Origin of the sequence: Amycolatopsis sp. NPDC004079, assembly GCF_040610415.1 — a bacterium.
Classification (GTDB): Bacteria; Actinomycetota; Actinomycetes; order Mycobacteriales; family Pseudonocardiaceae; genus Amycolatopsis; species Amycolatopsis halotolerans.
This window is the reverse complement of record NZ_JBEXMH010000103.1, coordinates 1-23,065: the sequence shown is the minus strand read 5'-3', so window position 1 is coordinate 23,065 and position 23,065 is coordinate 1. Positions and strand designations below refer to the sequence as shown.

General features: G+C 69.2%; 23 protein-coding genes. 14 read left to right on the top strand and 9 right to left on the bottom strand.

Features of this window, described 5'->3' with window-relative positions:
- Nucleotides 1–244 precede the first annotated feature (244 nt).
- From ABZX37_RS46335 to ABZX37_RS46325, 3 genes are all read left to right on the top strand, one after another.
- The gene (locus ABZX37_RS46335) at nt 245–1,957 is read left to right on the top strand and encodes a cation acetate symporter (RefSeq protein WP_354750718.1); all 1,713 of its coding nucleotides are present in this window, start codon (nt 245–247) and stop codon (nt 1,955–1,957) included.
- Nucleotides 1,958–2,029: 72 nt separating this feature from the next.
- A complete protein-coding gene (locus tag ABZX37_RS46330; RefSeq protein WP_354750717.1) occupies nt 2,030–2,380 on the top strand; it encodes a DUF485 domain-containing protein in 351 nt (116 codons plus the stop codon).
- Nucleotides 2,377–4,008 carry a cation acetate symporter gene (locus ABZX37_RS46325; protein ID WP_354750716.1) on the top strand — a complete coding sequence of 544 codons (1,632 nt, stop codon included), beginning with the start codon at nt 2,377–2,379 and terminating at the stop codon, nt 4,006–4,008. The genes ABZX37_RS46330 and ABZX37_RS46325 overlap by 4 nt, the downstream gene beginning before the upstream one ends.
- 54 nt (nt 4,009–4,062) lie before the next feature.
- Here the strand turns inward: ABZX37_RS46325 and ABZX37_RS46320 are convergent, their stop codons facing one another.
- From ABZX37_RS46320 to ABZX37_RS46305, 4 genes are all read right to left on the bottom strand, one after another.
- On the bottom strand, nt 4,063–4,803 hold the full coding sequence (locus tag ABZX37_RS46320; protein WP_354750715.1) for an isocitrate lyase/phosphoenolpyruvate mutase family protein: 741 nt from the start codon (nt 4,801–4,803) through the stop codon (nt 4,063–4,065).
- Entirely contained in the window at nt 4,800–5,258 is a 459-nt protein-coding gene (locus ABZX37_RS46315) for a carboxymuconolactone decarboxylase family protein (protein WP_354750714.1), read from the bottom strand. Before ABZX37_RS46315 ends, ABZX37_RS46320 begins: the two co-directional genes overlap by 4 nt.
- A gap of 66 nt (nt 5,259–5,324) precedes the next feature.
- The gene (locus ABZX37_RS46310) at nt 5,325–5,855 is read right to left on the bottom strand and encodes a DUF6886 family protein (RefSeq protein ID WP_354750713.1); all 531 of its coding nucleotides are present in this window, start codon (nt 5,853–5,855) and stop codon (nt 5,325–5,327) included.
- A 20-nt stretch (nt 5,856–5,875) separates the two neighbouring features.
- Nucleotides 5,876–6,616: a peptidylprolyl isomerase gene (locus ABZX37_RS46305; protein WP_354750712.1), complete on the bottom strand. Its 741-nt coding sequence runs from the start codon at nt 6,614–6,616 to the stop codon at nt 5,876–5,878.
- A 117-nt stretch (nt 6,617–6,733) separates the two neighbouring features.
- On the opposite strand from ABZX37_RS46305, the gene ABZX37_RS46300 reads away from it, so the two are divergent.
- Together ABZX37_RS46300 and ABZX37_RS46295 are read left to right on the top strand one after the other, a co-directional pair.
- On the top strand, nt 6,734–7,711 hold the full coding sequence (locus tag ABZX37_RS46300; RefSeq protein WP_354750711.1) for a hypothetical protein: 978 nt from the start codon (nt 6,734–6,736) through the stop codon (nt 7,709–7,711).
- 149 nt (nt 7,712–7,860) lie between these two features.
- Entirely contained in the window at nt 7,861–9,012 is a 1,152-nt protein-coding gene (locus tag ABZX37_RS46295; protein WP_354750710.1) for an IS481 family transposase, read from the top strand.
- A gap of 58 nt (nt 9,013–9,070) precedes the next feature.
- Here the strand turns inward: ABZX37_RS46295 and meaB are convergent, their stop codons facing one another.
- Together meaB and ABZX37_RS46285 are read right to left on the bottom strand one after the other, a co-directional pair.
- Entirely contained in the window at nt 9,071–10,045 is a 975-nt protein-coding gene (gene meaB / locus ABZX37_RS46290) for a methylmalonyl Co-A mutase-associated GTPase MeaB (RefSeq protein ID WP_354750709.1), read from the bottom strand.
- Nucleotide 10,046: 1 nt separating this feature from the next.
- Nucleotides 10,047–11,234, bottom strand: a complete 1,188-nt coding sequence (locus ABZX37_RS46285) for an acetyl-CoA C-acetyltransferase (RefSeq protein WP_354750708.1) — start codon at nt 11,232–11,234, stop codon at nt 10,047–10,049.
- Nucleotides 11,235–11,374: 140 nt separating this feature from the next.
- Here ABZX37_RS46285 and mce point away from each other — a divergent pair, with 140 nt between their 5' ends.
- A complete protein-coding gene (mce, locus tag ABZX37_RS46280) occupies nt 11,375–11,839 on the top strand; it encodes a methylmalonyl-CoA epimerase (RefSeq protein WP_116206638.1) in 465 nt (154 codons plus the stop codon).
- 142 nt (nt 11,840–11,981) lie between these two features.
- Here the strand turns inward: mce and ABZX37_RS46275 are convergent, their stop codons facing one another.
- Nucleotides 11,982–12,575 carry a TetR/AcrR family transcriptional regulator gene (locus ABZX37_RS46275; RefSeq protein WP_354750707.1) on the bottom strand — a complete coding sequence of 198 codons (594 nt, stop codon included), beginning with the start codon at nt 12,573–12,575 and terminating at the stop codon, nt 11,982–11,984.
- Nucleotides 12,576–12,621: 46 nt separating this feature from the next.
- Nucleotides 12,622–12,990, bottom strand: a complete 369-nt coding sequence (locus tag ABZX37_RS46270) for an SPW repeat protein (RefSeq protein ID WP_354750706.1) — start codon at nt 12,988–12,990, stop codon at nt 12,622–12,624.
- 202 nt (nt 12,991–13,192) lie between these two features.
- Between ABZX37_RS46270 and ccrA the strand changes: the two genes are divergently transcribed.
- From ccrA to ABZX37_RS46250, 4 genes are all read left to right on the top strand, one after another.
- Complete coding sequence (gene ccrA / locus ABZX37_RS46265; protein WP_354750705.1) at nt 13,193–14,533, top strand: crotonyl-CoA carboxylase/reductase; 1,341 nt, start codon at nt 13,193–13,195, stop codon at nt 14,531–14,533.
- 129 nt (nt 14,534–14,662) lie between these two features.
- The gene (locus tag ABZX37_RS46260; protein WP_354750719.1) at nt 14,663–15,913 is read left to right on the top strand and encodes a chromosome segregation protein; all 1,251 of its coding nucleotides are present in this window, start codon (nt 14,663–14,665) and stop codon (nt 15,911–15,913) included.
- A gap of 57 nt (nt 15,914–15,970) precedes the next feature.
- Nucleotides 15,971–16,420, top strand: coding sequence for a universal stress protein (locus ABZX37_RS46255; protein WP_354750704.1), 450 nt, complete (start codon nt 15,971–15,973; stop codon nt 16,418–16,420).
- Between the two features lie 4 nt (nt 16,421–16,424).
- Entirely contained in the window at nt 16,425–17,540 is a 1,116-nt protein-coding gene (locus ABZX37_RS46250) for an adenylate/guanylate cyclase domain-containing protein (protein ID WP_354750703.1), read from the top strand.
- 547 nt (nt 17,541–18,087) lie between these two features.
- Here ABZX37_RS46250 and ABZX37_RS46245 read toward each other — a convergent pair.
- The gene (locus tag ABZX37_RS46245; RefSeq protein ID WP_354750702.1) at nt 18,088–19,512 is read right to left on the bottom strand and encodes a bis-aminopropyl spermidine synthase family protein; all 1,425 of its coding nucleotides are present in this window, start codon (nt 19,510–19,512) and stop codon (nt 18,088–18,090) included.
- Between the two features lie 96 nt (nt 19,513–19,608).
- Here ABZX37_RS46245 and ABZX37_RS46240 point away from each other — a divergent pair, with 96 nt between their 5' ends.
- The 4 genes from ABZX37_RS46240 to ABZX37_RS46225 are packed head-to-tail and all read left to right on the top strand — an operon-like array spanning nt 19,609 to nt 22,980.
- Entirely contained in the window at nt 19,609–20,697 is a 1,089-nt protein-coding gene (locus ABZX37_RS46240) for an ATP-binding cassette domain-containing protein (RefSeq protein WP_354750701.1), read from the top strand.
- Nucleotides 20,697–21,389, top strand: coding sequence for an ABC transporter permease subunit (locus tag ABZX37_RS46235; protein WP_354750700.1), 693 nt, complete (start codon nt 20,697–20,699; stop codon nt 21,387–21,389). Before ABZX37_RS46240 ends, ABZX37_RS46235 begins: the two co-directional genes overlap by 1 nt.
- Entirely contained in the window at nt 21,386–22,090 is a 705-nt protein-coding gene (locus tag ABZX37_RS46230) for an ABC transporter permease subunit (RefSeq protein ID WP_354750699.1), read from the top strand. The genes ABZX37_RS46235 and ABZX37_RS46230 overlap by 4 nt, the downstream gene beginning before the upstream one ends.
- The gene (locus tag ABZX37_RS46225; protein ID WP_354750698.1) at nt 22,087–22,980 is read left to right on the top strand and encodes an ABC transporter substrate-binding protein; all 894 of its coding nucleotides are present in this window, start codon (nt 22,087–22,089) and stop codon (nt 22,978–22,980) included. The genes ABZX37_RS46230 and ABZX37_RS46225 overlap by 4 nt, the downstream gene beginning before the upstream one ends.
- The last annotated feature ends 85 nt before the right edge of the window (nt 22,981–23,065 follow it).

Sequence of the window (23,065 nt, the reverse complement as noted above, 5' to 3'; positions counted from 1 at the left end):
AAGCCAGAGGGCATCTGCGCGTCCAGACACGACCTACAACACCACAAACACCGGTGGATCCAGGTCAGATTCCCTCAAGGAGCCCTTCACGGACCTCAGCAGGAGAAAAGCCGCCCCACACGTCTCGTCGGCCAGTGCGCCGCAGCGCCCTGATCAGCACCGCTACCGCGAACCCGCCGCACACCGCGCTGCCGGGAAAACCTCATTGGGGTGCACAGCCGGAACAGCGGGCGGGGGCGGATAGATGGACATCGCGCTCGCGGTAGCCCCGGTCGTCCTCGTCACGCTGCTCATCGGCGTGCGCGGGGTCGCCGCCATGCGCACCACGTCCGACTTTCTCGTGGCATCCCGGCGGATCTCGCCCTTCGTCAACTCCGCCGCGGTCTCCGGCGAATACCTGTCTGCGGCGTCGTTCCTCGGCGTCGCCGGGCTGATGGTGAAGGACGGCGTCGGCGCGCTCTGGTATCCGGTCGGTTTCACCGCGGGATACGTCGCGATGCTGGTCCTCGTCGCCGCGCCCATGCGGAGATCCGGCGCACTCACCGTCCCCGACTTCGCCGAAGCGCGCCTCGCCTCCCCCGCACTGCGCCGCCTCGCCGCGGTTGTGGTGCTGGTGATCGGGACCATCTATGTCATACCGCAATTCCGTACCGCCGGGCTCGTGCTCACTGCTGTCGGCGGAACTCCGTACTGGGTCGGCGTGGTCATCGCGGGCACCGCAGTCAGCGTCACGCTCGCGCTCGGCGGCATGCGCGCCGCGACGTACGTCCAAGCGTTCCAATTCTTCCTGAAACTCGTGCTGTTCCTAGTCCCCGCGCTGTGGCTGGTGCTTCACATCAGCTCCGACACCCGCGACGCCAGCCTCACGCCGGTCGAGTTCACCCGCTTCTCGCACGCCACCCCGGTGCAGTTCGACCACGACGTCACGCTCACCTTCCGCGAACCCACCGCGATCGAGGACCGCGGCACCGTCCCGCCCGGACAACTGTTGGTGCACAAGGGAGAACAGCTCACCTTCGCCGCCGGTGCGCAGGTTCCCGGCGTCAGCGGAGAGGTCGCGCTCGGCGGGCCGGACTGGCAGCGTCCGCTGCTGGAGATCGACAAGGGCTACCCGCTGCTCGGCACGTGGGCGGTCCTCATCGCGACCGTCCTCGGCACGATGGGCCTCCCGCACGTCCTGATGCGCTTCCACACCAGCCCGGACGGCCGCGCCGCGCGCCGCACCGCCGCGATCACCGTGGCGCTGCTCGGAGTCTTCTACCTCTTCCCCGGCGTCTACGGCGTGCTCGGCCGGGTGCTCGTGCCTCAGCTGTACCTGTCTGGCAACACCGACACCGTGGTCGTCGCACTGCCCTCGCAGGTCGATCACAGCTGGGCCGGACAGTTGTTCACCGCGTTGCTCACCGCAGGCGCCTTCGCGGCGTTTCTGGCGACGTCATTGGGATTGCTGCTGGTGATGTCCGGCGCGCTCGCCTACGACCTGATGCCCGGCGGCCTGCGTCGTCTGCGGGTGACGGTCGTGTTCGCCGCGATCGCGATGGTGCTGCTCGCGCTGCCGTCCGCGCGGCTCGACGCCGGGGTGCTGGTGACGTGGGGGTTCACCGTCGCCGCGTCGACGTTCTGCCCGCTGCTCGTGCTCGGCATCTGGTGGCAGCGGCTCACCGCGGCGGGCGCGATCGCCGGAGTGCTGACCGGACTGGCCGCCTCGTCCGGGTCGATCCTGTTTGCGCTGGCGGGACCCGCGATGCAGGGTTGGGTGGCGATCTTGGTCTCGCAACCGGCACCCTGGTCAGTACCGCTCGCGTTCGGCGTGATGATCACGGTGTCACTGCGCGGGCGCCCACCGTCCTGGGCCGGGGCCGCGATGCTGCGCCTGCACCTCGACGAACGCCCTTCGTCCACGCCCGGTGACCGTTCGTCAACCGTTCGTCGTGCGGCGAGGCGTTTGAGCCGCTGACGGTTCCGCTGGCTCGGACTCCTCCCTACTGTGTCGCGCACCACATCCGCAGCGTCGCACAAGGGAGATCCCATGAGCGCAGGCGACCCGTCCGGCGCGCCGCCGGACACGATCTGGGAGCAGGCGCACGACAGCGCCGAGTTCCGCGAACTCCGCGGCCGGCTGCGCCGGTTCGTGTTCCCGATGGCCGGACTGTTCCTCGCCTGGTACCTGCTCTACGTCCTGCTCGCCGACTACGCGCACGGCTTCATGAGCACGAAGATCACCGGCAACTTCACCGTCGGCCTGCTCTTCGGGCTGCTGCAGTTCGTCTCCACGTTCCTCATCACGTGGCTGTACGTGCGCTACGCCAACAAGAAGCTCGACCCGCTGGCCGCGCGGATCAAGGACGACATCGAGAACCCGGCGAAGGAGGGGGCGTGAAGACTCTCGCCGCGAGCGTCGAGGGCAGCAACCCGACGCTCAACATCACGATCTTCGCGCTGTTCGTGGTCATCACCCTGGTGATCGTGTTCCGCGCGAGCCGCAACACGAAGACCGCGTCCGACTACTACGCGGCCGGCCGCGCGTTCACCGGCCCGCAGAACGGCATCGCGATCTCCGGCGACTACCTGTCGGCGGCGTCGTTCCTCGGCATCGCCGGCGCCATCGCGGTGTACGGCTACGACGGGTTCCTGTACTCGATCGGCTTCCTGGTGGCGTGGCTGGTCGCGCTGCTGCTGGTCGCGGAACTGCTGCGCAACACCGGCAAGTTCACCATGGGCGACGTGCTGGCGTTCCGGATGCGGCAACGCCCGGTGCGCGCCGCGGCGGCGGTTTCGACGCTCGTGGTGTCGTTCTTCTACCTGCTGGCGCAGATGGCGGGCGCGGGCGGTCTGGTCGCGTTGCTGCTGGGCATCGAGGGCAAAGCCGCGCAGTCGCTGGTGATCGCGGTGGTCGGCGTGATCATGATCGCCTACGTCCTCATCGGCGGTATGAAGGGCACCACCTGGGTCCAGATCATCAAGGCGGCGCTGCTGATCGTCGGCGCGCTGGCGATGACGCTGTGGGTGCTCGGCAAGTACGGCTTCAACTTCTCCGCGCTGCTGCAGGGCGCGGTCGACAAGGCGGGCCACGCCGGTGAGGCGCTGCTCGGGCCGGGCAAGCAGTACGGCACCAACGGCACGACGAAGCTGGACTTCTTCTCCCTCGGCATCGCGCTGGTACTGGGCACCGCGGGCCTGCCGCACGTGCTGATGCGCTTCTACACCGTGCCGACCGCGCGCGAGGCGCGTCGTTCGGTGGTGTGGGCGATCGTGCTGATCGGCGTGTTCTACCTGTTCACCCTGGTGCTCGGCTACGGCGCGGGCGCACTGGTCGGTCCGGACGCGATCAAGAAGGCGCCGGGCGGCGTGAACTCCGCGGCGCCGTTGCTGGCGCTGAACCTCGGCGGTCCGGTGCTGCTCGGGTTGATCTCGGCGATCGCGTTCGCCACGATCCTCGCCGTGGTCGCGGGATTGACGATCACCGCGTCCGCCTCGTTCGCGCACGACGTCTACGCGAACGTGTTGAAGAAGGGCAAGGCCAACACCGGTTCGGAGGTCCGCGTCGCCCGGATCACCGCCGTGGTGATCGGCATTGTCGCGATTCTCGGCGGCATTCTGGCGAATGGGCAGAACGTCGCGTTTCTGGTGGCGCTGGCCTTCGCGGTGGCGGCTTCGGCGAACCTGCCGACGATTCTGTACTCGCTGTTCTGGAAGCGGTTCAACACCCAGGGCGCACTGTGGAGCATTTACGGCGGGCTGATCGTGACGATCGTGCTCATCGTGTTCTCGCCCGCCGTTTCCGGGAAGCCGGTCGACCCGAAGACGGGCAAGAGCGCGTCGATGCTGCAGGGCGTCGACTTCCACTGGTTCCCGCTCGACAACCCGGGTCTGGTGTCCATCCCGATCGCGTTCGTCCTCGGCTGGCTCGGCACGATCCTGTCGAAGGAGCACGACAAGGCGAAGTACGCCGAAATGGAAGTACGGGCACTCACCGGCGCCGGTGCGGAAAAGGCTGTGGAGCACTGAGTTTTACCCGCTGAAACCGCTGGGTGCCGCTTCGCCGCGGCACCCAGCGGTTTTTTAATACGGCAGCTTCCCTTGTGCGATCCCGCCGAGCGCGCTTTCCAGCACCCCGCGCAGATACCGCCACAACCCGGCCCCCAGGGAAATCCGGGCTACCCCCAGTTCGGCAAGCCCGGCCAGACCCGGACCGCCGGGAAGCGCCGAAGCGTTGACCGGACCGCCCACCTGGCGGACGAATTCGGCCAGCACTTCCGGCGAACGCACGAGAATCGGGTACACACAGTCCGCACCGGCCTCGAGGTACGCGCGCCCGCGAGCCACCGCGTCGTCGAGCACCGCCTGCTCGTCCGGCGCCCCGAGGAACGAATCCACCCGCGCGTTGACCACGAGCCTGTCGCCCGCCGCCCGGCGCAACCCGGCGAGCCACTCCGCCTGCTCCCCCGCCGGTCGCTGACTGCCCTTGCTGTGATCGGTGTCCTCGATATTGCAGCCGACCGCACCGATTCCCTTCAGCCGGGCAGCGAGATCCGCTGGTGCCAAGCCATATCCAGCCTCGGCATCGACGGTCACCGGCACCGACACCGCGGCCACGATCCGCTTGGCCGCCGCGAGCATCTCGTCCGCGGACCCGCCCTCGTGGTCCGCCTGCCCGAGCGCCGCCGCGACCGCCGCGGAACTCGTTGCCACGATCGGGAATCCGGCCGCTTCCACCGCCTGCGCGGTATCCGCGTCCCAGGCGTTCGGCAGGATCAACGGCTTCCCGGGCACATGCAGCGCCCGCAGCTTCTCCGCGGTCATTCCGCACGCTCCGGCAGCTCGGCGTGGCTCGCGACCATGAGCCGGTTCCAGGTGTTGATGGCGACGACGCACCACGCCAGCGCGCGGTACTGGTCCTCGGTGAACACGCGGACGGCCTCGGCGTAGACGTCTTCGGGGACGTCCTTGTGGTCCGAGATCAGGGTCATCGCCTCGGTGTAGGCGAGCGCGGCGCGTTCCTGTTCGGTGAACAGCTCGGTCTCGCGCCACCCCTCGAGCACGTAAAGCCGCCGCGGCGCTTCCCCGGCCGCGACGGCCTCCGCCGCGTGCATGTCGAGACAGAAGGCGCATCCGTTGATCTGCGACGCGCGCATCTTGACCAGCTCGATGAGCTTCCCGTCGAGCCCGGCGTTCGCGCTGGCCTTCTTCACCTCGCCCTGCAGGTGGGACATCGCTTGATACAACCCGCCCGTGGCGAGCGCGATTCGCTTCGTCATGCCACTTACGCTAATCGGGATTGGCCTAACGGGGTGGTCCAGTTCGGCTTGGGTGGTGTGGGCCAGTCAGGGCCGCGGCCGAGCGTTGCGGAGCCGGATCCCGCTGAACCCCGCCGTGCTGGCAGTCACCGCGTCCCAGAACGGCCAGAGGTTCGGCAGCACCCGCAGCTGAATCCCCGCCTCCTCGTGCAGGCGCAGGAGATCGCCGACTGGTTCCGCCGGGCCGAGCGGTTCAACCGGTTCGGTGGCGACGTGGGCATGCGTCTCGGGCTCGCCGAACGGCCGGAAACCGGCGGCGGGAAGCCGGTAGGCGAACAATTCCGCCGTCCGGAGCGCATCCAGCCAGCGGTACTCGACGGCGTGGACCCGTTCGTCGCCGCCGAGGATCCGTTCCCGGTCGGCGTCGGTGGTCGACGACGTCGCCCACGCCATCGCCCGAGGACACTGGCGCGGGAACCAGTAATCGGGACAGCGGGCGGAGTCGACCGCCCAGACGTACGGCTGCGGCTGCCGTGCGGTCGCCGCGACGTGGGGCACGAACCGCGTGATCCCCGGGTCCTCGGAAAAGTGCAGCACCTGGCCAGGCTCGGGTCGCATCCCCCTGTTCTACTGCGCGCTCAGCGCCCGCAGAACAGGCAAAGCGGCAAAACCAGCTCGAGATCCGTCTTCCGCACCGGCTTCCCGTCCACCGGCGTCTTCCCCGGCGGGGTGTCCGCGTCCGGCTGGATGCCGCCCGCCGCGACGCGGTCCAGGGTGCGGAGTCCGGCCGAGCCGACCGTGCCGAAGACCGTGTAGTTCGGCAGCAGGCTGGAATCCCCGTACACCACGAAGAACTGCGAGCCGTTCGTGTCCGGTCCGGCGTTCGCCATGGCCAGCAGGCCGCGCGCGTACGTCCGGCGCTTGCCCGTCGGGTCGGACGGGGCGGGCGGGAGCGTCGTCGGCAGTTCGTCGCGGAACTTGTAACCCGGGCCGCCCTCGCCGGTGCCGGACGGGTCGCCGCACTGCAGGACCTTCAGCGTCGAGTACGCGGTGAGCCGGTGGCAGGTCGTCTGGTTGTAGAAGCCGTTGGCCGCCAGGTGCAGGAAGCTCTGGACGGTGCACGGAGCCTGCGCGCGGTTGAGCTTCAGCGGGAGCAGGCCCTGGTTGGAAAACACCGCGACGTCGACACTGCCGCGGTTCGGCGTGCGCTTCGGATCGCGCGGGAGCGAAACCGGGCGCACCGCGGGATCGTCCGGCGTCGAGGTGTACTGGCACGGCCCCGACGTGACCTTCGGCGGAGCCGAATCCGTCGCCGAGGCCGGTGCGGCAACGGCGACCAGCGACAACGCGGTCAGCACGGACACGAGCAGTTTCTTCATTCCGGTTCCCTCCCAGTGCACGGAGGATCGCAGTATAGGGACGGGAAACTGCCCGCGCTTCCGGCGAAAGTCGCATCCTGACCGGTTCCTGACACCCGCCTCCTACCGTGCGGTTTCATGATCACTCCCCTCGCCGCGGGACTGGCCGGACTGGTCGCCGGGCTCCTGGCCGTCCCCGCCGGTCCCGTGCAGCAACCGCTCGCGTCCTCCGCCGCCGAACAGCAGGCGGTGTTCGCCTACTGGACCCCGCAGCGGCTGGCCGCGCTGACCGAGCCGTCGTCGCAGAACCCGCCGAAGAGCGGCCCCGACGGAGCCCCGTGGCCGGATCCGCTGCCGAAGGCCGTCGGCCGGCTCTTCTACACCGACCACGGCGAGGACGCGAGCTGCACGGCGACCGTCGTCCGCAGCAAGAACCGCAGCACGATCGTCACCGCCGGGCATTGCGTCAACGACACCGATCTCCTCGGCGAGCACAACGCCTGGAACGCGCACGTCATGTTCGTCCCCGGCTACCACGACGGCCAGGCGCCATACGGGAAGTTCGCCGCCCGCCTCGGCGTCGCCGACCGCACGTGGCTCGCGAACGACCAGCAAAACGCGCGGAAATTCGACACTTACGACCAGGCGTTCGCAGTCCTCGGCCCGAACGAGTCAGGACAACTGGTGCAGGACGCGGTCGGCGCGCAGCAGATCGGGTTCGACCGTCCGGGAGCGGCGAAGGTGACCCAGTTCGGCTACCCGCGGGCGGCGTCCGATCCGGCCCGCGAGGGGCTGCCGGAGTACACCGGGGCGCGGCTGGCGTATTGCACTGGCACCGCACGGCAATGGACCGGCACCGCGACCTATCCCGACTCTCCCGATCAGTGGGGCACGGAGTGCGTCATGGGCGGCGGTTCGAGCGGCGGCCCGCGGTTGCGCGACTTCAACCCGGCGACCGGACTGGGCACGGTCGTCGGGGACAACACGCACGCGGGCTTCTTTGCCGCAGACGGGAAACCGTGTGAGCGCGATGCGGGCTGCGCGAGGTATCTGGTGGGACCGCAGTTCAGCGGCAAGGTCACCAAGCCGCTGTACGAGGCGGCACAGACGTCGTGAACGGCAATCCCGGTTAGAACCGGGTGTTGAGTCTCAGGACATCGCGGACAGTTGGTGTCTCAGGACATCGCGGACACTGACCGGCCTGTCGGCGTGGTGACCAGGGCTTGTGTGGTGATCATGCGGCGATGGGCAGAGCAGGGTTTTCGATGGATCCTGAGTTCGTCGCCGCGATCGCCAGGGTCGCTCACGGCGAGAAGATCAACGTGGCGCGGTTCTGCCGCGAGCACGGCCTGTCCCGGGACACCTTCTACAAATACCTGGCCCGGTTCCGCACCGAGGGCGCGGACGGGTTCACCCGCCGCAGCACCGCCCCGCGCCGCCGCCCGACCGCGTTCGGGCCGGAGGCGGCCGAGGCGGTGCTGCGGGCCCGCAAGGAACTCGCCGACGAAGGCCGCGACAACGGGCCGACCTCCATCCGCTGGCGGCTCGAGGACGCCGGGACCAGCCCGCTGCCCTCCCGCGCCTCGATCCACCGGATCCTGCGCGCCCGCGGCCAGATCGTGCCCCAGCCCCGCAAGAAACCCCGGACCCGACGCCGGTTCGAGTACGCCGACCCCAACGGCTGCTGGCAGATCGACGGCATGGAGCACTACCTCGCCGACGGGACCAAGGTCTGCGTCATCCAGATCCTCGACGACCACTCCCGCCTCAGCATCGGCTGCCACGCCGCGGCCAGCGAGAACGGCGCCGACACCTGGGCCGCGCTGCAACAGGCCTTCGCCGGCCACGGCCTGCCCGCGAAAATCCTGTCCGACAACGGACTCGCCTTCTCCGGCAAACACCGCGGCCGCATGGTCGAGACCGAACGCCGCCTCGCCGCCCTCGGCATCACCGCCATCGCCTCCAGCCCCCGCCACCCGCAAACCTGCGGCAAAGACGAACGCGCCCACCGGACCCTGCAGAAATGGCTCGCCGCCAGGCCACCCGCCGACACCCTCGCCGACCTGCAACAACTGCTCGACGACTACCAGACCGTCTACAACAACCGCCGCCACCAAAGCCTCGACGGCCGGACACCCAGGCAACGCTACGACGCCCGACCCAAAGCCGCCCCCGCCACCGGCCCGCACCGGCCCAGCGGCGTCACCGCCCGCCCCGTCTCCGCCACCGGCGTCATCGCGTTCTCCGGCTGCTCCATCGTCCTCGGACGCCACTGGGCCGGACACACCGCCACCGTCTACTGGCAAGGCGACCGCGTCGCCGTCATGATCGACAACACCCTCGCCCGCCAGCTCACCCTCAACAGATCAGTACGCTACCAACGCCTCAGCAACCAGAAACTGTCCGGAAAGCCCTGAGACACATCTGTCCGTGAGGTCCTGAGACAGCACACCCGGTTAGAACCGGGACAAACACTCACGAGTCCTTCAGCTCGCCGATCAGCTGGTCCGCCGCCGCGAACGGGTCCAGTTCCCGCGCCACCACTCGCGCCGCCAACTCGCCCAGCCGGTCGCCGTGCCGGAGATCCGCCAGCTCCGCATGCAACCGGCGCAAAGCGATCGCGGCGACTTCCTCCCGGGCGCGAGCGGCGCGGCGGCGGTCCAATTCCCCATGCGCGACAAGCCATTCATGGTGCGTGCGCAACGCCGACACCACCTCGTCGACGCCCTCGCCCTTCGCCGCGACCGTGCGAACGATCGGCTGCCGCCAGCTCGGCCCGCGCAATTCTCGGCGGGCCAAGGTGATCATCTGCTTCAGGTCGTGCACCGTCGCGTCGGCGCCGTCGCGGTCGGCTTTGTTGACCACGAACACGTCCGCGATCTCCAAGACCCCGGCCTTCGCCGCCTGGATGCCGTCGCCCATTCCCGGGGCCAGCAGAACCACCGTGGTGTCCGCCAGTTTCACAACGTCCACTTCGGACTGTCCGACCCCGACAGTCTCGATCAGCACCACGTCGAACCCCGCGGCGTCCAGCACCCGCACCGCCTGCGGGGTCGCCCAGGACAACCCGCCGAGATGTCCCCGGGTGGCCATCGAGCGGATGAACACGCCGGGATCGGTGGCGTGCTCGGTCATCCGGATCCGGTCGCCGAGCAAAGCCCCGCCGGAGAACGGCGACGACGGGTCGATCGCCAGCACTCCGACCCGCAAACCCTCGCCGCGCAAGGCAGTGAGCAGCGCGGACGTCGACGTCGACTTGCCGACCCCGGGCGGCCCGGTGAGCCCGACGACGCGGGCGCGTCCGGTGTAGGGCGTCAAAGCGCGGGCGATATCCGCGACTTGCGGCGACGAACCGGTGTCCGACTCGATAAGAGAAATGAGCCGGGCGACCGCGCGCGGTTGTCCTTCCCGCGCGCGGCCGACCAGCTCGTCGAGGTCCGGGCCGGCCAACTTACGCCGACGGGACGCGGATCAGCAGCGCGTCGCCCTGGCCGCCGCCGCCGCACAGCGCGGCCGCGCCGAGACCGCCGCCGCGACGGCGCAGCTCGTGCACCAGGTGCACGGCCAGCCGCGCACCGGAAGCGCCGATCGGGTGGCCGAGCGCGATCGCGCCGCCGTTGACGTTCACCTTCGACTCGTCCAGCCCGAGCTTCTCGCTCGACACCAGGCCGACCGCGGCGAACGCCTCGTTGATCTCCACCAGGTCCAGGTCGCCGACCTCCAGCTTCGCCTTCTTCAGCGCGGCGAGGATCGCGTTCGACGGCTGCTCGTGCAGGCTCGCGTCCGGACCGGCGACCACGCCGTGCGAGCCGATCTCGGCCAGCGGCGTGATGCCCAGCTCGGCCGCCTTCTCCGGGCTGGCCACGATCACCGCGGCCGCGCCGTCGGAAATCTGCGACGCCGAACCAGCGGTGATGGTGCCGTCCGAGGCGAACGCCGGACGCAGCTTCGCGAGGCTGTCGCCGGTGGTGTCCGCGCGCACGCCCTCGTCAGTGGAGAACACGACCGGGTCGCCCTTGCGCTGCGGGATCGACACCGGCGCGATCTCCTCGCGGAAGAACCCGGCCTCGATCGCGGCCGCGGCGCGCTGGTGCGAACGCGCGGAGAACGCGTCCTGCTGCTCGCGGGTGACGCTGTAACGGGCGTTGTGCTTCTCCGTCGAGACACCCATCGCGACCTGGTCGAACGCGCAGAACAGGCCGTCGTAGGCCATGTGGTCGACCAGCGTGGTGTCGCCGTATTTGAAGCCCGCGCGGGACTTCGGCAGCAGGTGCGGCGCCTGCGTCATCGACTCCTGGCCGCCCGCGACGACGAGGTCGAACTCGCCCGCGCGGATCAGCTGGTCGGCGAGCGCGATCGCGTCGAGGCCGGAAAGGCAGACCTTGTTGATGGTCAGCGCCGGAACGTCCATCGGGATGCCCGCGGCGACCGCGGCCTGGCGCGCCGGGATCTGGCCCGCGCCGGCGGTGAGCACCTGGCCCATGATCGTGTACTGGACCTGGTCCGGGGAGACGCCTGCGCGTTCGAGCGCGGCCTTGATCGCGATCCCGCCCAGCTGGGCTCCCGAGAAGTCCTTCAACGAGCCGAGCAGCCGCCCGATCGGGGTACGGGCAGCGCCCAGGATCACGGAACCGGACACGACGTCCTCCAAAGCATCGGTGCACTGGCAGTGTTCCCACGATACGGCCTGGACAGGGTTCCCGGCGCGTCTTGATGGAGCCAGTGTGAGGGGGCGCACGCGGGGTTCCGCGCGGCCGCGCGGGGCTTATCCTCCCCGGTATGGACACCGAGCCCAGCGCATCCGTGCTCAAGCCGTTCGTGACCGCGATCGACCACGTCGGCATCGCCGTGCCCGACCTCGACGCGGCCATCGCCTTCCACCGCGACCACTTCGGCCTGGAGGTCGCGCACGAGGAGGTGAACGACGAGCAGGGCGTGCGCGAGGCGATGCTGCGCGCCCCCGGCACCGCGGGCACCGAAACGATGATCCAGCTGCTCGCCCCGTCCCGGGACGATTCGACGATCGCGAAGTTCATCGGCCGCAACGGGCCGGGCCTGCAGCAGCTCGCGCTGCGAGTGTCCGATGTGGACGCTGCGGCCGAGGCGCTCCGGGCGCAGGGCCTGCGGTTGCTGTACGACGCGGCCAAGCGCGGGACGTCGAACAGCCGGGTGAACTTCGTGCACCCGAAGGACGCGGGCGGGGTTTTGGTCGAACTGGTGGAGCCCGCCGCCTCCGCACACTGACCGCCCCATGAGGTTTCTCGGCAGCGGGGGCCTCGCTGTCGGGCTGGCCTAGCGTGCGATGCCGAGGTACGTGAGGGGAACCCTGAGGGAATCAGATTCCCTCAGGGTTCCCCTCACGTACTTTCGCCGGAACCGAGCCGCTTCACATCGCCGAAGCAGGCGGCTTGCCCTTCGGAACCCGAGCCGACAACGCGTTCGCCACAAACGTCAACTCGCCGTCGAACTCCGCGGGCCGGTCGTCCCCGGTATGCCGGGCCGTCGCGTGCCGGTGCGTGACAGCGCGGGCCAGCAGCCCGGACGCGTTGTCGATGTCCGCCCCGGCGAGCCGTCCGCCGGTCGCGGCCACGATCACCGACCGCATCAGCCGGACCAGTTGCTGGAAGCGTTCGGACAGCGCGTCGCGGACCACGTGGTGGGTGTCGGCCTCGCGCCACAGCAGGTGCGAGAGCCCGAGCGAACCGGTGAACCGGCGGTCGAGTTCGCCGACCAGTCTGCGCAGGGAACCCGCCAGGTCGCCGGGGACGACGACCGCGGCCGGTTCGATGCGTTCGTCCGGCAGCCGGTCGACCAGCGCGGCCAGCAGGTCGGACTTGCGGCGGAAGTAATAGTGGACCAGGCCCTTCGGGACCCCGGCGCGCTCCGCGATGCGGGACGTCGGGGTCGCTTCGAAGCCGGACTCGGCGAACAGCTCCTCCGCCGCGCACAGGATCCGTTCCTTCGCCGAGTCGTCGGTCATGTCACCTTCCTCGCGGAGCGGCAGTGCTCCGTCAGTGCGGGCCCGGTCAGTGCTGCCCGGCCGTTCGGTGGGCGGCGTTGGCCTCCGGCATCGCGGCCGCGCCGGCGATGATCGTCAGCGCACCGCCGACCCAGGACGTCCACGACGCCCCGTTGAATGCCGTGTACCCCATCACCCACGGCGCGATGAACAGCAACGCGCCGAGGACGATCTGCACGCCCTCGCCGTAAACCATGCTCGGCGCCGCGAGCGACACCAGGCCGTCGATCGCGATCAGCGCACCGAGGACCACCATCGTCCACACCATCGTGGTGTTCGTGCTCAGCCAAAGGGGTGAAAGAGCGGCGACAACACCAATCACGACCTCGGCCCAGTCGTAGGGCCGCGTCCAGGCGCGCGTCGAGACTTCACTCATTCGTGCTCACCTCCGCCGGAAAAGAGCCGTTCAGGGAGATTTCCCACTGCCGACTATGCGCCTTGACTGGCCAGCCGGTCAAGATTCGTGCGTCACACTTCGACTCGTGTCCGGGGTCTGCGTCTCGTACAGTGAGGCCCCCGGTTACCGACGAGTAATTTCGTGCTGTCGCGTGCCGCGACCGACCCACTGGAGGTTCCCGATGTCGCACCTCGACGAGATCCAGCAGGCGATCCTGAACGGCCGCCTCGACGCGATCGCCGAGCTGCCCGTGCCCGAGAGCTACCGGGGCGTCACCGTGCACGCAGACGAGGTCGACATGTTCGAGGGCCTCGAGAGCCGGGACAAGGACCCGCGCCGCTCGCTGCACGTCGACGACGTCCCGACGCCCGAACTCGGCCCCGGCGAGGCGCTGGTCGCCGTGATGGCGAGCGCGATCAACTACAACACCGTCTGGACGTCGATCTTCGAGCCGATCCCGACGTTCAAGTTCCTGCGCAAGTACGGGAAACTCTCGCCGCTGGCCAAGCGGCACGACCTGCCGTACCACGTGGTCGGCTCCGACCTGTCCGGCGTCGTGCTGCGCACCGGCGCGGGCGTGCACAACTGGAAGCCCGGCGACGAGGTCGTCGCGCACTGCCTGAACGTCGAGCTGGAAGGCCCGGACGGGCACAACGACACGATGCTCGACACCGAGCAGCGGATCTGGGGCTTCGAGACCAACTTCGGCGGGCTCGCCGAGATCGCGCTGGTCAAGGCCAACCAGCTGATGCCGAAGCCCGCGCACCTGACCTGGGAGGAGTCCGCCTCCCCCGGGCTGGTCAACTCGACCGCGTACCGGCAGCTGGTGTCGCGCAACGGCGCGGACATGAAGCAGGGCGACGTCGTGCTGATCTGGGGCGCGTCGGGCGGGCTCGGTTCGTACGCGACGCAGTACGCGCTCAACGGCGGCGCGATCCCGGTGTGCGTCGTGTCCAGCCCGGAGAAGGCGGAGATCTGCCGCAAGCTCGGCGCGGAGCTGATCATCGACCGCACCGCCGAGGACTACAAGTTCTGGAAGAACGAGAACGAGCAGGACCCCAAGGAATGGCAGCGGTTCGGCGCGAAGATCCGCGAGCTGACCGGCGGCGACGACCCGGACATCGTGTTCGAGCACCCGGGCCGCGAGACCTTCGGCGCGTCCGTCTACGCCGCTCGCAAGGGCGGGACGATCGTCACCTGCGCGTCGACCTCGGGCTACATGCACCAGTACGACAACCGGTACCTGTGGATGAACCTCAAGCGGATCATCGGCTCGCACTTCGCGAACTACCGCGAATCGTGGGAGGCCAACCGGCTGATCGCGAAGGGCCTCATCCACCCGACGCTGTCGAAGACGTATTCGCTCGAGGAGACCGGCCAGGCCGCCCTTGACGTGCACCGCAACGCGCACCAGGGCAAGGTCGGCGTGCTCGCCCTCGCCCCGGAAGAAGGGCTCGGCGTCCGTGACGAGGAACTGCGCGCCAAGCACCTCGACGGAATCAACGCGTTCCGCGGCGCGTGAGGGCAGACCACCTGCCTCTTCGGTCCGGCCGCTCGCCGCACGAGCGGCCGGACCCCGTGGGTGCTCACCCGTCCGTGACCGCGGAGCGACTACGGTGGTGGCATGAGTCTTGGCGATGAACGCGAACTCGTGCCGCTGGGAGCCGGCTTCGACGTAGCGAAGCGGGGGTACGCCCGAGCGCAGGTCGACGAGCACCTCGAACGGCTCGACGGCGACCTGAAGATGCTCACCGCCGACCGCGACGCCGCCATCGCCCAGTCCGGCGACCTGGCCAGGCAGCTGGAAGTCGCGCGCGGCGAGATCGCCGATCTCCGCGGTCAGGTCGACCGGCTCGCGCAGCCGCCGACGAGCGTCGAGGGCCTGTCCGAGCGCCTCCAGCGGATGCTGCGGCTGGCGCAGGACGAGGCCGCCGACACGCGGGCCCGCGCCGAGGCCGAAGCCGGCCACATCCGGGCCAAGGCGGAGACCGACGCCAGCGCCATGCGCGCCCGGTACGAGCAGCTGCTCACCGAACTCGACCTGCGCCGCAAGGAAATGGAAGCCGAGCACCGCAAGGTTCTCGAGGACGCGCGTGCCGAGGCCAAGCGGATCACCGACGAGGCCGAGGCCGAGCGCAAGAAGCTCGACGCGGAATCCGAGGCCCGCCGCACGCAGGTCGAGGAAGACTTCGAGATCGCCATGGCCACCCGCCGCGCCGAGGCGATGCGCGTGCTGGCCGAGCAGGAGGCGGCCAGCAAGGCCGAGGCCGAGCGCCGGGTCCGCGAGGCCGCCGAGGACGCGGCCGCGATCCGCGCCAAGGTGCTCGAAGAGGAGACGGCCGCCAAGACCGACATCGACCGTCGCCAGCGCGAATCGGTCGCCGACGCGAACAAGCGCCGCCAGGACTCGATCACCGAGGCCAACGCGCGCCTCGCGGAAGCGGCCGACGAGGCCCGCCGCCGCGTCCGCACCGCCACCGACGAGTCCAACCGCCGGATCACCCAGGCCAACGAGCGGGTCGAGGCCCTGCGCACGGTCCGGGCGAGCCTGGCCGAGCAGGTCCGGTCGGCGCGCACCGTGCTGGCCGAGGCGCAGCACGTGCTCGGCGAAACCGACGGCGCCGTTCCCGCGGACATCAAGGCCGCGGTCGACGAGGCCAACGGGTCCGGGCCGAAGTCCGCCGCGAACGGCTCGCAGACCGGCGGCGCCACGGCCGCGCAGAGCGGCAAGTCCAGCCCATCCGGGCAGAACTCCGCTGGTCAGGGCGCCAAGAACGCCCCCGCGAACAGCGGGAAGCCCGCGGTGAGCCGCGACGTCGAGCAGACCGTCCGGCTGCGGACTTCCGACGTGCCCAAGCCGCAGCCGCAACCGCGCCCGGCGGGAAAACCGACTGGCGAGTAACCTTCCCCCGCGAAGGGGCCGCGCCGCCCCGCTGACCGATTCGCCGGGAGGTAGTGGATGGCTGTCTATCGGACTGTGGTGGTGGGCACGGACGGGTCCGACTCGTCCTTCGCCGCGGTGGACAAAGCCGCCGGGGTGGCTGGCGACGCAGGGGCGACGCTCGTCGTCGTCTGCGCGTACCACCCGGCAAGCCGCCAGGACGTGGAACGCGCGCAGGACGAGCTCGGCGACGAGGCCTACCAGGTCGTCGGGTCCGCGCCCGCTGAGGACACGCTGCAGTCCGCACGGGACCGCGCGGCGAAGGCCGGTGCCACGAACATCGAAACGGTCGCGCTGGAGGGCCAGCCGGTCGACATGCTGAGGAAGGTCGTCAAGGACCGCAAAGCCGACCTGCTGGTCGTCGGCAACCGCGGCCTGAACACTCTCGCCGGACGGATCCTGGGCTCGGTCCCGGCGGAAGTGGCCCGGAAGTCGGGCGTCGACGTGCTGATCGTGCACACCACCTGAGGCCGTGGCCGATTCTTCCCGGGACCTGCAGCAGCGCCTGGAACGCGCCCTGCTCGGCGGTCCCCGCCGCTACACGAGGCTCGAAGTAGCGAAACGAGCCGGCGTACCCGAAGAACGCTCGCGGCGGCTCTGGCGGGCGCTGGGTTTCGCCACCGTCGAAGACGACGAGATGGTGTTCACCGACGCCGACGTCGAAGCCATGCGCATCGCCGACGGCTTGGTGAGCTCCGGCCTAGTCGCCCCCGGCATGGAAGTCGCGGTGACCCGTGCCCTCGGCCAGCATCTTTCCCGGCTGGCCGAGTGGCAGGTCCACATGCTGTGGGAGCTGATCACCGACAACCCCGAACTGGCCCGCAGCGACCGCCAAGTCACCCGCCTGGTGGAACGCCTGCTCCCCGAACTGGAGCAGGTCCAAAACTACGTCTGGCGCCGCCACCTGGCCGCCTTCGCGGGCCGCGCCTTCGCCAGCCCAGACGAGGACCTGGAAACGCGCGCCCTGGTGGTCGGCTTCGTGGACATGGTCGGCTACACGCGCTTCACGAGAGAAGCCGACGAAGAAGAACTAACCCAGGTCCTGGACGGCTTCGAATCCCTAGCCACCGAAGTCATCGCCGAACACCACGGCAGAGTCGTGAAAATGATCGGTGACGAAGTCCTCTTCGTCACCGACTCCCCCGCCGACGGCGCGGAAATCGCCCTGACACTAGCCGAACGCACCGGCGAGGACGGCGGCCTGCCCGCAGTCCGAGCCGGAATGGCGTCAGGCCGGGTGTTGTCCCGCTTCGGGGATGTCTATGGCTCCGTCGTGAACCTGGCCGCCCGACTCACGTCAGCCGCCCGCCCCGGAACCGTGCTGGTAGACCGAGAACTGGCCGGGCAACTGGAGCCGCTGCCGGAGTTCGACCTCCGCACCAGACGCCCCATCGCAGTACGCGGCTACAACCGCCTCCGCCCGTCCGCACTCCGCAGGGCAAAGGACAAGCCCACCGGCCGCTTCGCCTCGTCTCAACAACTGGCGGCGGAAATGCTGGGCCTAGGCGACCCCGCTCCGCCCGAAACCCCGGAACCGGACGACTTCCCGCCCCCCGCTGCTCCACGCAAACGCCGCCGACGCCGCTAAACGTCCGTGAGGGGAACCCTCACGGACTCAGAGTCCCTCAGGGTTCCCCTCACGACCAGCGGTGGTCCGTGAGGGGCCCCTTCACGGACTTAGATTCCCTCAAGGGGCCCTTCACGGACCGCCCCCACTTCCGCGATGCACCCAACGCGGCGTTCGGTGCGTCGCATGCACCCAATGCGGCATTCGGTGCATCCCGCGCACCCAACGCGGCATTGGTTGCGTCACATGCACCCAACGCGGCATTCGGTGCGTCGCATGCACCCAATGCCACATTGGGGGCGCTAGCCCCAACCCGAAACCGCCGCCGATGCACCCAACGATCGAGGCACCCAGCCCCTCCCCCGCACCCCGATACGAAGCTCTCCTGCGGTCTGGGGGTGCTTGTCAAGGCGGGAAAGATGCCTTGACAAGCACCCCCGAACCGCAGAGGAGGCTTCGGATCGGGGTTGGGGGCGGGGTGGGTGCCTCCATGGGCGGGTGCACCGGCTGCGGTTGGTGGTGGGCGCAGTGGCGAGGACTGCAAGCTGGCGCGCAGTGACGTGCGGGGTTAGCCGGGGAGCAGTTCCGCCAAGCGGTGTCGGGGGACGTCCACCAGGCGTAGGTCCGCAAGGTCCTTGGGGACGTTCAGCGCGGCGTTCGCCAGCCTCGCGTGGGCGCGGGTCAGCAGGTCGGACGGGTGGTCCACTACGTCTGCCGCGACGATGGCGTGGCGGTTGTCTGGGGTGCTGCGCAGGAGGCGCAGGCGGTATTTGTCCGCCACCAGCGAGGTCAGGGCTGCTTGTGCGGCGGCGTCCGCGAGGTCGGGGTGGTTGTTCGGCACCAGCAGCGCCAGGCGGCGGGCGTTCGTGCCCAGCAGAGTGCGCAGGAGCCAGGGGCCTGGATCAGCCGAGAGGTCCATCGCGACGGCGTCGCCCTCGGGGCCGGAAGTGGCCCAGCCGACGGGACGGGTTTCCAGGGCCAGGCCGCCCTCGGAGGCGATTTCTCGGGCGGCCGCTAGGAGACCCGGTTTGGTGGCGGCCGATTCTACTGATTGCGGGCCGTGGGTGTAGATCGCGGAGCTTCCCTTGCGGGCGAACGATTTCTTGGCCTTCGCGGTGGGTTGGCAGACGTAAAGGTCCGCTGCGCTGCCGATGGCTTGTGCGCCGGTGTAGCGGTTGAAGTCGGGGAGGATCGCTTCGAAGGTGAGGCCCAGGGTGGCGAGCGAGCGCTGTACCTGTGCGCCTAGGGCGGGGTGGCGCGGGCTGTAGCCGTAGGCCAGCAGGATTCGGCCTTCGGTGGGTTCCCGCAAAGCTTGCACTGCGCGTGCGGCGAAGAGACCCATGCCTTCTGGGGTGTAGGGCGGATCGCTGAAGACCAGGTCTGCTTTGCCAGTGAGGGCCGGGGGCAGGCCGACGCGCAGGTCGGCGTGAGCGGTGAAGATGCCGCGTTCGCCGGTGGTGTCCAGGTAGGACAGGACGCGTTCGTCCAGGTCCACTACGGACAGTTCGGCCTCCGGGCACACTGCGCGCACAGCCAGGGAAGTCAGGTCGTGGTCGCCTAGGAAGAGGACTTTGCTGCGGCGGAGGTCGTAGCGAGAGTTAAGCCACAATGCGCGGCGCAGCACGGTCTCCGGGGTCGCTTGCACGTGGTCCAAGGCGGCTAGCGGCGGCGGGACGGCGGCGATTCGTTCGGCCAGCATGGTGAGCAGGGCGGGCTGGTCCGCGACTGCTGCGTCGAGGGGGTCGGGCAGCGGGGGCAGGGAGTAAGACGCGTAAGCGGGGCGCGAGCCAGGGGAGATTCGGACGCCGGCCGGGGAGCGTTCCAGGTCCGGTTCCAGCGCCGCGAGAAGGTCTTCGACGCTTCGGCGCGGGGCTGCGGTGAGCCGCACCAGGTCGGGCAGTTCGTACGAGCCGCTGCGGAGCAGGCCTAGTACTTCGTAGAGCGGGCGGACGGCGGCACCGTGTGCGGCGAGGACGTCGTCTAGGGCGGTCACGGGGTCCCAGACTAGTCGGCCACCCTGCGGGACGGGCTGCCAAGGCCGCGCGAGTGGGCTACCGTCGGACTCTGCACCGGACGTGGGGAGAAGTCTGTGACCATCGAATTCCGAGACGTCGTCAAACGCTATCCGGACGGCACGGTCGCGGTCGACGGCCTCTCGCTGACCGTGGAAGACGGCACGATCACGGTGTTCGTCGGCCCGTCCGGCTGCGGCAAGACCACCTCGCTGCGGATGATCAACCGGATGGTCGAGCCGACCTCGGGCGCGGTGCTGCTGGACGGCAAGGACGTCAGCGAAGGCGACCCGGCGGTGCTGCGCCGCGGCATCGGTTATGTGATCCAGCACGCCGGTCTCTTTCCACACCGGACAGTGCTCGACAACATCGCTACCGTGCCGCTCCTGTCCGGATGGGACAAACGCAAAGCGCGCGCTCGCGCGGGTGAGCTGCTGGAGACGGTCGGGCTCCCGACGGAACTCGGGAAGCGGTATCCGGCGCAGCTGTCCGGCGGGCAGCAGCAGCGCGTCGGCGTGGCTCGGGCGCTCGCGGCCGACTCGCCGGTGTTGTTGATGGACGAGCCGTTTTCGGCGGTCGACCCGGTGGTCCGCGAAGGGCTGCAGGACGAGTTGCTGCGGCTGCAATCCCAGCTGGGCAAGACAATCGTGTTCGTGACGCACGACATCGACGAGGCTGTGCGGCTCGGGGACAAGGTCGCGGTGATGCGCGTCGGCGGGAAGCTCGCGCAGTACGGCACTCCGGCCGAGGTGCTGCGGCATCCGGTGGACGACTTCGTCGCCTCGTTCGTCGGACGCGATCGCGGGTATCGCGGGCTTTCGTTCCTTCCGGCGAGCGGCGTCGAGGTGTCGCCGGCTCGCACGATCGATCTTGGCACCAAGGTCGACGGTCCTTCGGAGGGCTGGCTGCTCGCGGTGAACGACGAGAAACAGCCGCGCGGATGGCTGCCGCCAGGCTCCACAGTGGACGGTCCATTGGCCGAAACCGACCTTGTGGCAGGCGGATCGCTGTACGTGCGGGGAACGCCGATCCGCGGGGCGCTCGACGCGGCGCTGTCGTCGCCCGCCAGCCTCGGCGTGGTCGTGGACGAGGAGAACCGCGTGCTCGGGACGGTGGTCGCACACCAGGTCTTGGATGTAATCGAGGCCTCCCCGCAGGCGTCCTGATGGGCGACTTCTTCGGCGAGCTCGGCCGGTACCTTTCGAGCGCCAACAACCGCGACGAGATCCTCTCCAATCTCCTCCAGAACATCTATCTCGCGCTGGTGCCGCTGGTCGCGGGCATCGTGCTGGCGATCCTGCTCGGCTGGCTCGGGCATCGCTGGCGGCCCGCGCGCAGTGTGCTGCTGGTCGTGGGGAATCTGCTGTACACGATTCCGTCCTTGGCGCTTTTCGTGGTGATTCCCGGCATTATCGGCACGAAGATTCTCGACAGCGTCAACGTGATCGTCGCGCTGACGATCTACACCACCGCGCTGCTGGTGCGCCCGGTGCTCGACGCGCTGGAAGCCGTGCCGCCGCACATCGTCGCGGCCGCCACGGCGATCGGGTATCGCGAGCCGCGCCGGTTCTTCAGCGTCGAACTGCCGCTTTCGGTGCCGGTGCTCGCGGCTGGGGTCCGGGTGGCGTCGGTGAGCAATATCAGCCTGGTCAGCGTCGGTGCGCTGATCGGGACCGGGGCACTCGGCGTGCTGTTCACCGACGGATTCCAGCGGGAATACTTCTCGCCGATCGTGGTCGGAATCGTGCTGACGATGCTGCTCGCGCTGATCGTCGACCTGCTGCTGGTGGTGCTGCGCAATCTGTTGACGCCTTGGGAGAGAGCGGGTCGCGCGCCGGCCGCGGAGGTGGCGGGATGATCGGCGACGTTTTCACCTGGTTCACCACCGCCGCGAACTGGCAGGGCTCGGACGGCATTCTCGCCCGGCTGGCCGAGCACGTCGGCTACATCGCGCTGGCGCTCGTCATCGCGCTGGTGATCGCGATCCCGATCGGACTGTTCGTGGGCCACACCGGCCGCGGCGGCGTGGTGCTGGTCGGCGTCGGCAACGCGATCCGCGCGCTGCCGACGCTCGGGCTCGTCACGTTCCTGTTCCTGCTCTTCACCGAAAGCACGACGGCGACGATCATCGGCCTGGTGGTGCTGGCGATCCCGCCGGTGCTGGCCGGAACGTACGCCGGTCTGCAGGCGGCCGAACACGATGTCGTCGACGCCGCGCAAGGCATCGGGATGACCGGCTGGCAGCGGCTGTGGCAGGTGGAGGTGCCGATCGCGCTTCCGTTGGTGCTGGGCGGAATCCGCAACGCCGTACTGCAGCTGATCGCGACCGCGGCCGTGGCCGCGTACGTCGGTCTCGGCGGCCTGGGCCGGTTCCTGCTCGACGGACTGGCCATTTTGGACTACACCGAGGTCGTCGCGGGCGCGATTCTCACCGCCCTGCTGGCGATCGTGGTCGACCTGCTGCTCGCCGCGGCGCAGCGGGCTTTGGTGCCCAAGGGAGTCCGGCTGGCCGCACAGGCGGCGTCCGGCCGGGCAGTGGCTGCGGGAGGAGCGGCGTGAAACGGTGGGGGATCCTGGTTGCTGGCTTGGCGCTGCTGGCGTCGGCATGCGGAAACCCGCTGTCCGGCGGCGGTGAGGGCGGCAGTACCGGCGATATCATCATCGGCGCGTCCGATGTCGGGGAAAGCTCTTTGCTGGCCCAGATTTACGCCGGGGCTTTGCGGAATGTCGGCGCGCACAACGTGACGGTCCGGCCGCCGGTCGGCAGTCGCGAGGTCGTGGTGAAAGCGTTGCAGGACAAGTCTTTGTCGGTGGTACCGGATTACTCGGGCAACTTGCTGCGGTATTTCGACAAGAACACCCCGGCGACCACTTCGGAAGATGTCTATGCGCAACTGAAGCAGAAGATTCCGGCCGGGTTCGAGGTTCTCGCGCAGTCGCCCGCGCAGGACAAGGATTTGCTCGTTGTGGGCAAGGAGCTCGCGGCCACCGGGGTAAAGACATTCTCCGATCTCGGACCACGCTGCAAGGATTTGGTGATGGGCGGGCCGGGGCAGTGGAGCAGCCGGTGGAAGGACCGGATCAAGCAGCTGTACGGGTGCGAATTCAAGGAAATCCGCACCACGGACACCGGCGGTCCAGTGACGGTGGCGGCGCTGAAGTCGGGTGATGTGCAGGTGGCGGACCTGTTCAGCACGTCGGCGACGATCGCGTCGAATGGGTTCGTGCCGTTGGAAGACGACAAGCACATGTTCCCGGCGCAGAACATCGTGCCGCTGGTGTCGCGGGGGACGCTGAACGATGCCGAGACGGCTGCGTTGAACCGGGTTTCGGCGGCGTTGACTACTGAGCAGCTGACTGAGCTGAATGTGCAGTACACGGATGAGAAGCGGAATGCGAAGGATGTCGCTGAGGAGTTTTTGCGGCGGAATGGGTTGGCGGCGTCGTGAGTGGCTATGCCGGTTCTCTTATAACTGGGCGTCCGTGAGGGGAACCCTGAGGGACTCAGAGTCCCTCAGGGTTCCCCTCACGGAC